Origin of the sequence: Cohnella sp. OV330 (assembly GCF_900112065.1) — a bacterium.
Lineage (GTDB): Bacteria > Bacillota > Bacilli > Paenibacillales > Paenibacillaceae > Cohnella.
In genome coordinates this window covers 1-16259 of the sequence record NZ_FOKE01000024.1, presented here as the reverse complement: position 1 = coordinate 16259, position 16259 = coordinate 1, and the positions used below count along the sequence as shown (strand labels likewise).

Sequence of the window (16259 nt, the reverse complement as noted above, 5' to 3'; positions counted from 1 at the left end):
GTGCGTCTCCTGCAGATTTTTCATCCATTGCAGCAGTAGGCTGAAGCCGGCGTCGTCGTTGGAGAAGTGAAGGGGAGTGCCGAGCAGAATCCCTCGGAAGTTGACGGCGCGAGCAACGTGAGATTGCTGGGCGATGTCGATACCGACGACCAGATGCTGGGTTGAAATGCGTTCGAGCAGTTGATTTTGTTTGGCTTGGGCTTTAAACTTCAAGATAGAGCGACCTCCTTAAGATGGCTAAAGGGCTATGACCCGTGACTAACCCATCTTACCGGGGGCGCTCGTTTTTATGCAAAGCGCAAAATTAACGCTCTACAGGAATCCTAACGGAAGACGTTTGTTCTATCAAAAACCAATGAAGCTGCCGGCACGATCGGGCAGCTTCATTGCGTTAACTGGGCAGTTTTGCACAATACCGTAGAGTGAAAAAGTATCTGGAAGATGACCTGAAGAGGTTTTGACCACATTGAACACACCGTTATTTGTTGAAGTTATCAATGAAAGTAGGCTCGATTTAGCAAGCCAAGTTGATAATATGCGAATGTGGTCAATCAGATTACGGTTCGTTTTACCTATTATTTAAACCGCAGCGGAGAGAATGGCGTAACATCGAGACCCGGATCCCTGCCGCTCATTAAATCAGATAGAATACGACCCGTCGAAAGCGACATCAATAACCCGTTCCCGCCATGTCCTGCGGCTACGAATACATTATTGAAGTTCGGCAATCCCCCTAGAACAGGCAAGCTGTCCGGCGTCATCGGTCTCATCCCGGACAAGATCATTTCCCCCGATCCAACAATCTCTTTAGACAGTAATTTTGCGACCGAGCTTTTGATGCCGTTCACGCGGTCCAGCATCAACTCATCGTTAATGCCAGATAATTCCATTGTACCGCCTATACGCAGAGCACCGTCGAATGGAGTTATAGCCGTTTTGTCCTTGGCAAAGTAAATCGGATGATTGAATTCCACATTAGGCGACTGATACGTGATACTGTACCCTTTCCCCGCAATGATCGGAAGAGAATAATTTAACTTTTTCATAAGTGGGGAAGACCACGCACCTGCCGCGAATAAAAACATATCGGCTTCTACCCAGCCGGAATTGCATCTTACCCTCTCCACTCGAGCATGGTTATGGACGATATCCGTTACCGCGTCGTTGGTTTTCATTTCGACTCCATTGACTTGCAGCCAATCGATCAGTCCGTCCACCATACTCTCGGGACGAACATGCCGCTCTTTAGGCAGGAATAACGCTCCGGCCAAGTTCGCATTCAGATGAGGCTCCATCTTTAGCAATTCGGCCCCGGTAACGAACTCCGGACGCGGCAAGCCGATGCGTTCGACTTGTTTCAAGTCATCGAACTTATGCTGCAAATCCGATTCGTCCGAGCCTAGGACGAGGAGTCCTTTCCGGTGCATTTCGAATTCGACGCCGTCGTCCACAAGCTCGTCAAACAACTGAAACATATCCTTGCTTATATCGAAACCGGCATCGCAAGCCAATTGATACTTTTGTTCGTTGCAATAACGCATAAACTGAATTAACCAGGGCGCCAAAAAAGGGACTGCCCTCGGTTTAATGTATAAGGGGCTGTCTTTCTTGAACAGCCACTTCATGGACGTTCTTATCATTCCAGGCCCGGGCAACGGTCCCGATAATGTCGGGGAAACCCACCCCATATTGCATCTGGAAGGACCTTCGCCCGGATTGCCTTTATCGATAAGGACGACTTCATGATTTTGTTTGCGCCAATAATATGCGCAAGCAAGGCCAATAATTCCACCGCCGATAATTGCCAACTTTGCCATAATGCTCCCCCATTGTACGATGTGAGTATTAGGTTGTAATCGCTTACCACCACACTATCAATTTTTTTGTCGAAATAGAAGTAGGTCCGTGAAATAATTATCAATGTCGAATAGTCCCCCCACTTCGTTCAACTATCGGAGAACACACGGGCTTATTACGACAGTGAAGCGCAGAACTAGAAGCGAACGACGTAATCGTACTCGAAAATAAATGCTTAAATAGATGTATCTTAGACTGCCGGACGAGGAATTTCGTCCCGGCAGTCTATTTTGTACGGCTAAAAAAAGAGGTTTGCCAGGTTGTTTCCCCCAAGGATCCACCCTCATACTGAAACCGAGTCCGACCCCGTTCAAGGAGGTGAAACCTCGCCGCACCTTAAGCAGTAACGATTTCCCGCTAACCAGCGAGAGAAGCGCGTATCTCCAATGAACGAACATGGGAGGAATTAATAATGACGAGTATTTTCAGAAGAAACCTGCTGACGATCGGAATGGGTTGTATTCTGGCTATCGCGGGAATATTGTCCATGTTGGCGTTCGAATCCAAGGTCGTTTCCGCCGCGGTCACCGCCTTCTCCAACGTTTCGGCGAATACGACTACTCCGGCCAAGTACTCGAAATACGAATTGAACTTCGACTTAAGCACGACTTACAATAACCCGTTTAATCCAGATGAAGCGGACGTGAAGGCCTATTTCACAACGCCCGGCGGACAGACGGAAGTCGTTCCCGCGTTCTACAGGTCCAACTCTTCGCCTAAGTGGGCCGTTCGATACGCTCCGAGGTCATCCGGTTCCCATAGCGTGTACATCAAGGTTACGGATTCCAACGGTACTGGCCAATCGGCTACCTATACGTTCACGGCGGGCAATGCGGCTGCGGATCGTCGCGGCTTCATGGGCGTGAGCGGGAATCGGATGGTGGACAGCTTCAACAAACAAATCACGCTGCTCGGCAGTAACTTCGCTTGGGGCGCGACGCAAGAGATCTTGGATGCCATGCCGGTCTACGAGGAATCGCAGATGAACATCATGCGGGTCTGGTTAAGCTGCTGGTGGGCCAACTATGCACCGGAGTACGGTCCGGTAACGACGACGCAAGCGGGAATCACGATGAGCTACGACGGCATCGGAAGATACCAATTGGAGAACATGGCGCGCATGGATACGCTGATGCAAACCGCGGAAGCCAACAATATCTTCATCATGCTGACGTTGAACAGCTTCGGCGATTTCTATTACGATTGGGAATATAACGCCTATAACACGGCTAACGGCGGACCTTCCTATTGGTCGGAGAATAATACCGACTTCTGGACGAACCCGACGGCGATCGCGTATCAGAAAAAGTTGCTTCGGTACGTATTCGCCCGCTGGGGCTACAGCACGTCTCTGGGCATGCTGGAATACTGGAACGAAATGGATAACCGCGTCAACGACTACGTGAACAAGCCGGCTTGGCATCAAAACGTCGATACGTATTGGAAGAGTTGGGACTTCTACCATCATCCGACGACGTCCAGCTTCGCCTGGATGGACGCGCTCGGTTCGAACCAGACGAGTTGGGAGCCGCTGACGACGCTGGACGTCGTGAACCTTCACCGGTATGACGACTCGATCGAGGTGGTCGACAATTGGGAGGCCAATCTGAAACACGCTCTCGCGGACTTCGGCAATCGGCCTTCGTTCTTCGGGGAGTACGGCCCTCCGGCCAACTCGGTTCCCTTTGCTCCGGCCACGCAGCGCGCAATCCATGATGCCTTATGGTCGCCGCTGTTCCGAGCGGGAGCAACGGGCGGGAATCTGTTGTGGGTAGCCGACGGCGATCCCCTAGGCAACGAATTCAACGTTCGCGACTTGTATAAAGAAATCTACAACACGTTTGCCGGGTTCATCAAACCGGAGGAGTACTATTTGCCTTCTATGCCTTTCGTCGATTACGGCTTGCAGAGCAATTCGACGAAAGTAGGCGCGTTCAAGAACGGGGATAGGGCTCTATTGTGGATTAACGATTCAACCGCCACCTACAATATCTCCTCGCCATCGACGATCAGCGGGATGTCATTCACGATTCCTTCCATGAACAGCGGCACTTATTCCGTCAAGTATTACAACACCGTTACGGGAGCCGAGGCCGGGACCGTAACGGCTACAGCATCGGGCGGCAACTTGGTCTTAAGCGGCATTCCTTCCTTCACCCGGGATATCGCGGTCAAGGTCGTCCGTCAAGGCAGCGCGGCTTCCGACTCGCAAGCGCCGACGGCACCGTCGCGAGTATCCGCTCCGGAGAAGAGCGATACTTCGATCAAGCTGCGCTGGAAACCCGCGAACGACAATATCGGCGTTACCCGCTACGAAGTATATCGCGGAGGGACGCTCATCGGCTCTACCGAAGGCAGAACGGGCTATACCGATAGCGGATTGAGCGCGAATACCGCCTATTCGTATACCGTTAAAGCCAAGGACGCAGCAGGAAATACGTCTTCAGCCAGCGCATCGTTTAACGTATCGACCAACCCGCTCGATACGGTCGCGCCTACGGCTCCGACTAATCTAGTCTCGACGGGCAAGAGCGATACGGGCGTTGCTCTATCCTGGACCGCTTCGACCGACAACGTAGCCGTCACGGGTTACGACATCTATAGAGGCGCGACGTTGATCGGTACCGTGGACGGCGCGACTACGTCATATACCGATAGCGGATTAACGGCTAGTACCGCCTATTCGTATTCCGTCAAGGCCAAGGACTCGAAGAATAACGTGTCGTCGTCAAGCGGCTCCCTCAGCGTTACGACGTTCTCGGCGACGAGCAATTTCCTGCTTAATCCGGGCTTCGAAACTTCCGACGGCAACGGAAGACCGGCGAATTGGACGTGCGAGCAAGTTTGGTACTGCTACACGGATACTGCCGTGAAGAGAAGCGGCAGCTCCTCCTTGAAGGTGGACGGCAGCTCCTTGGCTTGGTTCGGAACGTTTCAGAACGTACCGGCGATTGCGGGGCAGGCTTATACGCTCGACGGCTATGTTAACATTAGCCGGAACGCGGGGACGACGGTATCCGTTTACTTGAAATTCTTGAATAGCGATAACATCCAAATCGGCGAACAGCAACTGCTGTCCTTGACCGGGACGACGTCCGGTTGGGTCAACGCGCACGGGACGGCGACCGCGCCTGCCGGAACGGCGTACGTAAGGGCGTATATTCATTACGCGACGTTGGACGTGACGCTGAACGCAGACGACTTCTCCCTCGTCAAGTCATCCGGCTCCGATACTCAAGCTCCGACGGCGCCGACAGGTTTGTCGTTGACCTCGAAGTCGGATACATCCGTGACGTTATCTTGGACGGCATCCACGGACAACGTCGGAGTGACCGGATATGAAGTGTATCGCGGAACGACGTTGGCGGGGACGACGAACGCCTCGACAACGACTTTCACGAACACGGGTCTTACGGCGAGCACGGCTTATTCGTTCACGGTCAAGGCCAAAGACGCGGCCAATAACACGTCTTCGGCCAGCAGCGCGCTGAGCGTCACGACGAATGCGGCGGGCGGCGCCAATCTACTGGCCAATCCGGGCTTCGAGACGGATAACGGATCCGGCGTGCCGACTTCATGGACGTGCGGCCAAAACTACTGCAGCCGCGATACGGTCTTAAAGCGCTCGGGAACTTCTTCATTGAAGGTAGACAATACGACGGGGGCTTGGTTCGACATTTATCAGACCGTGGCAGGAACGGCGGGGCAGAGCTATTCGTTCGACGGGTACTTGAACATCACGAGGAATACCGGAACGAATATCACCGTCAAAGCCCAATTCCTGGACAGCTCCGGCACCGTCATCTCGGATCAGGCTATCGCCGGCTATAACGGTACGACGACGAGCGGTTGGGCGCGCGCGCAAGGAACGTACACGGCTCCCGCAGGCACGGTCAACGTGACCATCAGGGTAAGTGTCGTTAATCTGAACGCGGCATTGCAGATGGACGACTTCTCGATTTCTTCGGGTTCCGGAGGAGGAGATACGCAAGCCCCGACCGCTCCTTCGAGCTTGGCCTCGCCATCGAAGACGGCTACGACCGTCTCCTTGACCTGGAGCGCTTCGACGGATAACGTAGCCGTGACGGGTTACGACGTCTACCGCGGATCGACGCTAGCGGGTTCGACGAACGGGACGACGACGAGCTATACGGATACGGGATTAACGGCGAATACCGCGTATTCCTACACGGTCAAAGCGAAAGATGCGGCCAGTAATGTCTCCGCGGCAAGCAGCGCGCTCGCCGTAACGACCTCATCTGCGAATCTGCTGCTTAATCCGGGTTTCGAGACCGATAACGGCTCCGGAGTTCCCGCGTCTTGGACCTGTTCGCAAAATTACTGCATCCGCGACACGGCGGTGAAGCGCACGGCTGCCTCCTCGCTGAAGATAGATAATACGACGGGGGCTTGGCTGAACGTTTCCCAGAGCGTGGCGGGGACGGCGGGAGCCAGCTATACGTTCGACGGTTATCTGAACATTACGAGGAATACGGGGACGGACATCGTCGTCAAAGCCGAATTCCTGAACGGCTCGAGCGGTCTGATCAGCGACCAGACAGTCGCCGATTACAATGGTACGCTCACGAGCGGTTGGACCAACGTTCACGGAACTTATACGGCGCCTGCCGGAACGGTTAACATTAGGATCGTAACGTACGTCTATAACCTGAACGCAGCCTTGTACCAGGACGATTTCTCCATTACTTCGAACTGACGAATATCGACAATGCCGCCTATATTCTGCCCTGTTCAGGCTAATATAGGCGGCTTTTCTACGCTTTTGTGCGAAACGGTAGCGAACGGCTTCTTCCAAAATGTAAGGGAATAAAAACTTCACCAAGGAGGGATTGGGGGGAGGAATTAGAATAAAATTCATAAATGCCCATGTTGCGGATATAAAACATTTTGAAATTGGTCGATTAAGTTAACGGGAACATTAGTCCAACAACAAAACAGCTGCCCGCAATCACGCGGCAGCTGTTTATTCATAAGACGTCATTCATATAAATGACTAAACGCTTCGCATTTCGAATTCCAAAACTCTCTCCCCATCAGGCTCCAGTCCTATGCATCGCGCCTGCGGCAATGTGAGCCGTCAAGCCGGTCCGTCCGATTGCGATGTCGCTTGCAAGCACATGCCTGTCAGGATAATCCCCGCCGTTCTGATGTCGGAACGGAATGGGCTCCTCATCGAATAGGCGCTCGAGACGCAAGCGCCAGGTTGCCATCGCTGCTTCTATGTCAGCTGTCGTCATGCGATCAGTTCCGAAGACGGCATGGGTAGGCAACACATCCATTCCGGGGTAGAAGAGGATGCCGTGAGTAATGGGGAACAGCAATTGCTCAATCGGTCCATTAATTCCTCGCGGCGAATAATCCTTCTCGGGCCCTCCGGCAGCCACGGAAAGCATAGCCCGCTTCCCCTTAAGAATGCCATCGCCGTAGCGATAGCGATTCCCTTCGCCTTTAAAGCCATATGCGAAACCAAAAGCGAAAACCCGTTCTACCCAACCCTTGAGAATAGCCGGCATGCTAAACCACCAGAGAGGAAATTGCAAGATCACCGCGTCCGCTTCAAGAAGCTTCTGCTGCTCCAATGCGACGTCTGCCGTTTGACGGCCAGTCGAATAGGCGTGCTCTGACTCTTTTATAAAGGATAGTCGTTCTGGATTGGCTCGATCCGGGAAGTCGCGCCCATCGAACACCGCCTTCCAGTCCATGCCATATAGATCGGACAACATGACTTCGTGCCCTTGCTCCTGAAGGGTTTGCACAGCCGTCTCAACGAACTGGCTAGTTAACGAATTGGGCTCGGGGTGCGCATAAACGATCAAAATCTTCTTTGACATGACGCCACTCTCCCTTTGTATTGGTTTACGACGCTATATGTAGTGCCGTATGAGTGATATATTAAAATGTATATTTAATTTTGAGAAGTACGCATAATTTTATAATATAGTATTAAAAATCAAACTAATGGAGAGGTATAACTATGGCAGCTCGAAAAAACTTGATTAAGGCCAAAGTGGAAGTGTGTCCTGTTGAAACAACTTTGGATGTCATCGGGGGCAAATGGAAAGCGATTATTCTGTTTCATCTTATCGATGGCCCGAAGAGATTCAATGAATTCCGGAGGCTCTATCCGGGATTGACGCAATTTATGCTTACACTGCAGCTCCGGGAGCTTGAACGGGATGGCATTATTCACCGTGAAGTTTATAAACAGGTGCCCCCTAAAGTGGAATACTCTCTTACTGAATTTGGGGTGACTTTGGTGCCGATTATCCTTGATATGAAGAAGTGGGGATTAACCTACAAGAATAGAGTGGACGATATACGGATGCAAACGGCATTGCCGGAGAAAGGCGAGAAAGATGACCAATAAAAGAAATCGGAGAATGTATGAGGACCAGTAGATTACATTCCAACTTTGATCCGCAAAAATGGGAGTTTAAACCGTGCCGTTTACAAGGGTCACTGGGGAGATTTGGATTCCGCAACAGATAAATCATTACGTCGGGTACGATAGTTCAATAAGGTCACGAAGGCAGCCGCCATGATAACAATCGGCTACCTTCTCCACGCTAACGGACGGGATAGAGAAACATTAGATGGACTTATGGTTCTCATATGATACAATTTATCCCAGAAATATCTTTGCGGGTTCATGAAAATGGTGGCAAAGCCCGTAAGCGTAGGTCATAGCTCATAATACGATATCTATAGGTTGACCAAGTAATTACCGGAAAATGAAGAGGGTCATTTGCATCACGATTCGCTGGAATCGGGCGGAGAAGTGCGCGGAGATTCACTTCGTGGACAACTGGTGGCACTAAGCGCCGAATGGAACTTGGTACTAAAAGGAGGGGTAGAACACATGCGAGAAGAACAGGAAATATTCGCGGGCGAAGGGTATAACAGGTCGTACGCTATTGCTACGGGCATGCCGATATTGAATGTTAGGGGTAGTATATCGCGTGAAAGTAACGGCCAACTACCGTTTCCGTGGGTGACAACGGGCATCAAGATTGATCAAGAACAGATGTTGGAAACCGTTATGAAGCAGAAATCACTCGAGTCTTTGTTCAAGATGCAATTCAGTAAGGAGGAAATGACCGACCGCAATTTGGTTGTAGGCTGTTATGAATACAAGAATCCAATTGACAAGGAACAAATAACGCTATATGCGCTGGTTTCGTTGAAGGAATTTCTCGCGAGATACGGCGATGAGCGAGCATCGGAGATTCTGATGAGAGTTGGCTGCGCATACGAGAAGATTGTGGAGGAATGTGATGAAGCCATTAAAGAACACTATGCCGTGTTAAGCCGGGCACTTCATTTGAAGAGTCTGAGGGACAAATATGACCTCGTTTACGAGTGGGTTGAAGAGGAAGGGCAACAGACGTATATAAACAGATACACCAAATCGAGTTATACGAAGATTAAAGCTAAATCATTCGTAGAGTTGACCAAACTCTACGATGAGCAAAGGAAGAAGGATGCAAACAAGACGTTCTCTATTCTGGAGCCGTTAGAAGCATTTATACAAGCATAAGAAACATCCCTATAATGGGAGGCTGACAACTAACGTAAGCCTCTAATTTATGTCGCTACACAAAAATGGATAAAAGCAGCCAATAAGACGGCTGCTTCTTGTTATGTAATAACTGAAGAATATAATCGGTACAGAATCGCAAAGAAACGTGTCAAAGAAAAGAAACGTGCAAACAAACTTAGCATTTCTAAACAGTAAAAAGAATGGTGTAAGAGGACAACAACATATATCGAAATTGAACCGCGAGTATCGCGGTTTTTTATTTTAACAATACAACTTCTTGTCTTTTCCAAAAGACTCCACAAACAAGGAAGGATATTAATTGACATACCTATATTCAGTATACCGTATATCTTGATGTCCCGATAATCGGTTTATTGTAGGTCACAGGTCTAAGCTCAAACCCAAATAAAATGAGGCGCAGACTCAAACTTCACCGACTGCGAGTTTAACGGGTTACATGTCTGAAGTGGCACAGTAATTTGTACGGCAGCCTCGTTAAGCTAAATGGCAGGTTAGTTTAATAGTTTTTTCTCATCAAAAAAAATCCCACCCTATGGGCAGGATAGTTCCAGAGGTTTTTTAAGCAGATTTACCCCCTGTGGAGGGCTTCTGAACGCGATAATCGGAAGGATGCAGCTGTCGTTGCAACTCCGACGAACACAATAGCAGCCCCGATCCAACTGATGGACGTGAGTGACACTTGCTCCACGACAACTCCACCGAGGCCTGCACCGACAGCCATGGCTAGCTGCACCACAGAGTTGTTCAAGCTTAGCATAATACCTGATGCTTCCGGTGCCTGCTGGACCAAATTGTACTGCGTAGTCGGGCCCGACGTCCAGGCGGAGAAGGACCACAGCATAAGCAGTGGGAACATGACGATTGGCGACATGGCCGCGAGTGAGATAAGGATCAGAGCCACCGCATGAACCAGCAAACTGCCGATGAGCGTGCGGGGTACACCCCATTTATCCGAGCTGTAACCCCCGAACTTGGATCCTAAAAGACTGGCAATGCCGAAAGCGAACAGCCCGATACTTACGATTTGCTCGCTCATTCCCGTAACAGAGAGCAGGAACGGCGAAATGTACGTATAAACAATCGAATATCCGGCAATCCAGAAGAACGTAATAAGCAACGCCACGGCGATTCTAGGCTCCTTCAACAAGGCCAGCTGCTTGCCGATCGGCACCGGCTCTTCCCCTTCCGACTTTGGAATTATGAAGGACACCGCGGCAATGGCCAGCAGCCCAAGTACCCCGAGGCCTGCAAAGACCATCTTCCAATCGTAGAAAGAAGCGGCCATTCTACCTAGTGGAACGCCGACAACCAGCGCGGTCGAAAAGCCCATCACTACAGTAGCGATACCGCTGCCCTGTTTACCGGGCGGAGCGAGTTTGGATGCCACCATCAATGCGGTAACAATAAATACACCGGTACTAAGCGCCAGAACGATCCTCGAGATGAATAGAAAGAAAAATCCTGGCAAAACAGCCGTCATGGCATTGCCAATGACAAATAAGACAAGAGAATAAATGAGTAGTTTTCTCCGATCCATTCTTGACGTTATAGCCATCAGAACAGGCGTCCCAAAAGCGTACGCCAATGAAAAAACAGTAATCAGCTGCCCAGCTACAGATACGGGAACCCCAATAGATGCCGCTACTTTATCCAGAATCCCCGCGATAATAAGCTCCGACGTACCGACAAGGAAGCTGACGACGGCGAGCATATAAATTTTCCATGCATTTGTTATCATTGTATTGCTCCTATTCCACTCCAATTTTATTTTTAAAATACATTAGTAAAAAACTGAGTTATAGAATTTAATTAATAAAAAATCTCAATATTCTCATGCGGGAATATCTACTTATAATCTTTTGACCAATACCTAAATTTAAAGCATCTTTTCACTTTCTCCGTTACAGACTGAGTTGTTTAATCATATAGTTCGAAAGCATTGATCCTTAAATTTGATCTGCGCTGATCGCATAAGCTACAGCATTTGAAAGTTCTGTATATGTGCGCGCCGAATAGGATGAGGGACTCAACAGGTAGGTCAGTGATGTCCATAACAGCGAGAACAAGGTGAATTTTGTAGCGAGGTGTCCAGCTGCGGTACCGTCGAGTGATGATGAGCCACAAAGGAGAACACCGATTCAAGAAGATACAGGTAAGGGACGGGGTGGCGAGATTCGAGATGCGGGATAATCGTGCGCAGTTTGACGGCGAAAATAAGTTCAGTTTCCGCAGCGATTCCGAAGATGCCATCTAGCCGAGGAGGGCGGCGACGAAACTGCTGATCGGGCGTGAGAGCATGACGAGATCGCGCGAACCACTCGCCAGCTTCCCTCAGGCTCGGTGAGCTCGCTGGCCAACCTTTTGTGTTTTGATTCCTGCTTTTTATTTCCCTTGTATGGATTAATCATCACATGTGTATTATTGTATAAAAGACACAATTGCTGCAATAACCAGATGAGCAACTTTTGAGTAATAAGCAACAAAAATAAAGATTTTGGGGTTTATTTCTGAAAAAGTGAGGGATTACGTATGTCTAAAGTGGATCGACGTATATTAAAGTCACAAGAAGCGATTAAAAAAGCTGTTGTTGAATTGATGAGTGAAAAAGATTTTGATGATATTACGATGCAAGAAATTTCAGACAGAGCAAATATTAACCGAAAAACGATCTATCTACATTACAACGATAAATACGACTTATTGAATAATCTCATTGAAGGACACATCAAAGAACTCCGAATAATTTGTTATCCAGAATCCTCTGATGAAACCCAAATAACCTGGTTTGAGTATTTTGAAATAAACTATAGCTTCTTTTCGGCTTTTCTGTCGGGTAAAGGAGCTCCGTACTTCCGCAGTAGATTCCTTGAATTTGTTATTGAAGATCTCCGCAATGGATGGGAGTTGGTCGAAGGGAGAAGGAACGGATTAAATGAGGACATTATGCTGAATTTTTTTGCATCAGCATACGTAGGACTCGTGGAATGGTGGTTTAAGAAAGGGATGCCATATCCCCCAAGCGTTATGAATAAACAAGCGGAGTTTATATTAGATATGAACTTGTCATAGTTTCAATCAAATGATCTATCTGAGAACGTTACTCTAACAATTATCCTGCCGGCGATACCTGGCAGGCTATTCAGCTAAAGGCCAGGATTGAGAAAGACGTGATTTTTAATTCATTATTAGATGGAACTCATAAGACATTTAAGGAGTAAGCTATGGAAATCTATACCTCAAGAAAAAGTTGGGTGCTATTTGGGTTGTTATTGATTGGCTTAGCTGTATTACCTATATTGGCCCATACTGTAGTTGGTGTTATTTCAGGCATCACAACGATTATCGGTGGCATCGCATTTATACTTCTTGGGCTAGGCAAATTATCGTACGTTGAACTGAACAATGATTATTTGATTTATCATTACTTTTTTAAAAAGATAAAGAAATGGAGATCCGAAGAGATTTCATTAATTACAAGAACTAAAAGATGGGACAGGACAACGATTTATGTTTATAAGGGGAATGAGAATATAACACTATTCTCTTATAGCGAGAAATTTTGGGATCACCTTGGGCGTATTGCGAAAAATGCAAAAGTAACCAATGAATAAGCTAACTGGAAACAATTGCTCAATAAAATCAGCGCGGCAGCCGGCCAAGGGGTCTGGCTGAGACAATACTTATGATAATGTACTGGGTAACATCAAGTGCTAATAACAGAAAGGTGTCACGGGGTAAATGATGAGCGATTATCGTACTATACAATCACCTAAATTGCAGCAGGAACTGCAGCGCCCTGGTTACAACTACCGGGAATATGCTCCCTGCGAAAACCTAGTATCGCATGTCGCTTGTTATTGGACGATGGACTTTCATGCAGACGTTGGGAATCAATTGCATCGGATCATCCCGGATGGTTGCGTAGATATTATCGTTGACCGCCGATCAACCTCCTGCTGGAAGGCCGCTTTTGTCGAAGGGTTGATGACCCAATTTGAAGTCTTGAGTCTTTCCCAAACCCAGTCTTTGTTCGGCATCCGCTTTTTTTCGGAATCAGCGCAGTCCATATTAAAATTTCCTGTCTCTGCATTTATCGGACAACATGTTTTTCTAGAGGATATATGGGGGGGTGAAGGGCTGTTCATGGTTGAAGAGGTCTTATCTGTTGATGCAACCTCCAAAATTATTGAAATCGTTGAACGTAAATTGAACCATTTATTGTCTTTCGACGACACTCCATCCAATTCTTTATTACACTCAAGCATGCAATATATTTACGCCTACAAGGGGAGTATTTCACCATTGGATCTGGCGGAAAAGCTTAGTTTCAGCGAACGGCATCTAAGAAGAACCTTTGATCGTGAACTGGGTTTGAGCCCGAAAGAAATGCTAGGAATCGTTCGATTTCAAAGCATGCTGCAGGAGCTTTATTGCGGCACCTATTCAAGCTTTACGGACATTGCGATGAAATACGGCTACTATGATCAATCGCATTTCATTAAAAACTTCAAGCGTTATTACGGCATGCTGCCTAAACAACTGTCGAAAACGGACTAAAGAAGTCCGTTTTTTACTATTTTCACAGCAAAGAAAAGATTATAGTATTCATTGAATCTAGTGCAAAGGGGGCATTCAATGTCGGTATCTACGACTACATCTCAACCGAGTGAAGCTGACATAAGACGGATTGTGCCCTGGCTCCTCTATGTCATCTTTTTCTCCGTTCTGAATGAAACGGTATTCAACGTGTCTACACCGAGTATTTCAGAGCAGTTTCATTTACTACCCTCACAAGTCAGTTGGGTAGTCACCATCTTTATCCTTTTCTTTGGAATCGGATCTATTGTGTTTGGGAAGCTTAGCGATTTGTTCAGCCCGAAGCATCTTATGGTGATTGGGATCGCCATTTATGCCGCGAGTTCCGTTCTCGGTTTTATTTTTCATGATAATTACATCATGGTTATTCTCTTTCGTGCCATTCAGGGATTGGGGGCTTCAGCCATCCCGGCAATAAACAACACAATCATTACCCGTTATTTTACGGCTACAGGACGCAAGAAAATGTTCGGTTTGGTTACATCGGCGTTTTCTTTCGGCGTTGCGGTAGGACCGGTACTCGGCGGATACATTACCAGCCATGTACATTGGGCATACTTATTTTTAATTCCGATATTTACGCTTGCAGCCATCCCATTTTTCCTCAAAATTCTTCCTGTCGAGGAGAGGAAAAAAGGGAAATTCGATTTACTTGGCGCTGTTCTTGTAAGTTTGACGGTCACAGGTTTCATGTTGTTTTTGACGCAATTGAATCCGGCGTATCTTGTATGTAGTCTCGCAGCGGGCATTTGGTTTGCAATTCATATTCGGGCACATGCGTATCCGTTTCTCCAGACTACGCTCTTTAAGAACCCCTTGTACAGAATCGGCGTTATAATCGGATTTCTTATGTTTAGCGCGATTATGACGATGATGTTTTTGCTGCCGCTGATGCTGTCTCAGTTATATGCTTTAAATGCCGAGACGATAGGAGCGGTCATGTTTCCCGGCGCAATCTGTGCGGCGTTGTGCGGAAAAATAGCGGGAGATATCGTTGTGAAAAAAGGGGCCGGTTATGTTACGTTCACCGGGTTGGGTTTGATCGCTCTTGGATTTGCGCTAATTTGGATAAGCATTGATCAATGGGTGTGGTGGATAGCGGCGGCCTTGGTAGTCATGAACATGGGGTATGCTTTTTCGCAAACGTCAATAACCGAAAGCGTATCCTCCACGCTCCGCGGGAATCAGATCGGAATCGGCATGGGATTGTTTAGTTTAGGCATGTTTATTGCACAAGCGCTGGGCACAGCTATGGCGGCTAAACTGCTGGATGTTTCCTTTCTAGCATTTCCGCTACATCCGTTCGTAATGGAGAAACAGTCGTTGGTGTACGTTAATTTAACGCTTTTAATGATTCTGGTTATATTGTGCATTTCTTTTATGTACTTCTTATTTTCACGGCGTGCAAGCCAAACCTCAAATTTAGGAGCTGAGAGTCATGGGAATTAAATTCGATATGATCGGCATTGTTGTAAAAGACATGAAAAAGGCTTTAGACTTCTATCGCATACTTGGATTGGAAATACCGGAGCGTGCCAACGACGACATACACGTTGAGGTTGCGCAAAGCGGTTTCCGACTGGCCTTTGACACACAAGAAACCATTAAAGACATTTATGGCGGTTGGGATGAGCCCGCAGGTCATCGTATTGAGTTGGCATTTCTGTGCGACAACCGCGAGACGGTAGACAAGTTGTTTGATAGAATAACGGAGCATGGATACAGCGGACACCGCGAGCCATGGGATGCTGTCTGGGGGCAGCGCTATGCGATTGTGCAGGACCCCGATGGCAATTTAATCAGTCTCTTTGCTTAGCAGTGGTTCATAGGAAAGTAGCCGGCTTTCTTCAAATGAAGGAAATTGCCTTTGTACTGGTCATTCCGCTCCCTCGGTAAAATGTAGTTTTCTCACGAATGCTCGCTTATTCGCAGGATCTCTCCCATGGATAAATCGCTATCCGGATAGAAGGGGCTTTGTACCGTCAAATTCGGCAACCGAAGCGTATGCGGGAACAGAAGGGGCGAGGTTTCGCTCCTCTTTTTACTGCTCTGCTGCACGCTGCTCCACATGACCTCCGGAGGCTTTCACTCCCATTTCTCGACGGGTCGATGCCCTTTCATTCCTTCGTTACGCCTATCCGGTGGGTGGAGGCCGGTTATCCTAACGGTACGGGTCTGTGCCCTTTTGCGTAATGCAATCCGGTACTCCGTGCAATCTTGAGAT

General features: G+C 48.2%; 11 protein-coding genes and 1 pseudogene. 8 read left to right on the top strand and 4 right to left on the bottom strand.

Annotated elements, in window-relative coordinates:
• Positions 1-213: pseudogene (locus tag BM235_RS31380) on the bottom strand (IS110 family transposase); the annotation flags it as partial.
• Positions 214-575: 362 nt separating this feature from the next.
• The gene (locus BM235_RS31375; RefSeq protein ID WP_090118207.1) at positions 576-1817 is read right to left on the bottom strand and encodes an NAD(P)/FAD-dependent oxidoreductase; all 1242 of its coding nucleotides are present in this window, start codon (positions 1815-1817) and stop codon (positions 576-578) included.
• 452 nt (positions 1818-2269) lie between these two features.
• Here BM235_RS31375 and BM235_RS32270 point away from each other — a divergent pair, with 452 nt between their 5' ends.
• Positions 2270-6574 carry a fibronectin type III domain-containing protein gene (locus BM235_RS32270; protein WP_090118206.1) on the top strand — a complete coding sequence of 1435 codons (4305 nt, stop codon included), beginning with the start codon at positions 2270-2272 and terminating at the stop codon, positions 6572-6574.
• Positions 6575-6911: 337 nt separating this feature from the next.
• Here the strand turns inward: BM235_RS32270 and BM235_RS31365 are convergent, their stop codons facing one another.
• Entirely contained in the window at positions 6912-7709 is a 798-nt protein-coding gene (locus tag BM235_RS31365) for an NAD(P)H-dependent oxidoreductase (protein WP_090118205.1), read from the bottom strand.
• A gap of 143 nt (positions 7710-7852) precedes the next feature.
• Between BM235_RS31365 and BM235_RS31360 the strand changes: the two genes are divergently transcribed.
• Together BM235_RS31360 and BM235_RS31355 are read left to right on the top strand one after the other, a co-directional pair.
• A complete protein-coding gene (locus tag BM235_RS31360) occupies positions 7853-8245 on the top strand; it encodes a winged helix-turn-helix transcriptional regulator (protein ID WP_090118204.1) in 393 nt (130 codons plus the stop codon).
• A 378-nt stretch (positions 8246-8623) separates the two neighbouring features.
• Entirely contained in the window at positions 8624-9415 is a 792-nt protein-coding gene (locus tag BM235_RS31355) for a hypothetical protein (RefSeq protein WP_255374691.1), read from the top strand.
• Between the two features lie 592 nt (positions 9416-10007).
• Here BM235_RS31355 and BM235_RS31350 read toward each other — a convergent pair.
• Positions 10008-11174, bottom strand: a complete 1167-nt coding sequence (locus tag BM235_RS31350; RefSeq protein ID WP_090118208.1) for an MFS transporter — start codon at positions 11172-11174, stop codon at positions 10008-10010.
• Positions 11175-11968: 794 nt separating this feature from the next.
• On the opposite strand from BM235_RS31350, the gene BM235_RS31345 reads away from it, so the two are divergent.
• The 5 genes from BM235_RS31345 to BM235_RS31325 all read left to right on the top strand — a co-directional run bounded on the left by BM235_RS31345 (position 11969) and on the right by BM235_RS31325 (position 15851).
• Positions 11969-12508 carry a TetR/AcrR family transcriptional regulator gene (locus tag BM235_RS31345; protein WP_090118203.1) on the top strand — a complete coding sequence of 180 codons (540 nt, stop codon included), beginning with the start codon at positions 11969-11971 and terminating at the stop codon, positions 12506-12508.
• Positions 12509-12660: 152 nt separating this feature from the next.
• Positions 12661-13050, top strand: a complete 390-nt coding sequence (locus BM235_RS31340; RefSeq protein WP_090118202.1) for a hypothetical protein — start codon at positions 12661-12663, stop codon at positions 13048-13050.
• Between the two features lie 130 nt (positions 13051-13180).
• On the top strand, positions 13181-13996 hold the full coding sequence (locus BM235_RS31335) for an AraC family transcriptional regulator (protein WP_158544152.1): 816 nt from the start codon (positions 13181-13183) through the stop codon (positions 13994-13996).
• A gap of 78 nt (positions 13997-14074) precedes the next feature.
• A complete protein-coding gene (locus BM235_RS31330) occupies positions 14075-15484 on the top strand; it encodes an MFS transporter (RefSeq protein ID WP_090118200.1) in 1410 nt (469 codons plus the stop codon).
• Positions 15474-15851 (top strand): VOC family protein, encoded by a 378-nt coding sequence (locus BM235_RS31325; protein WP_090118199.1) that lies wholly within the window; start codon positions 15474-15476, stop codon positions 15849-15851. The genes BM235_RS31330 and BM235_RS31325 overlap by 11 nt, the downstream gene beginning before the upstream one ends.
• The last annotated feature ends 408 nt before the right edge of the window (positions 15852-16259 follow it).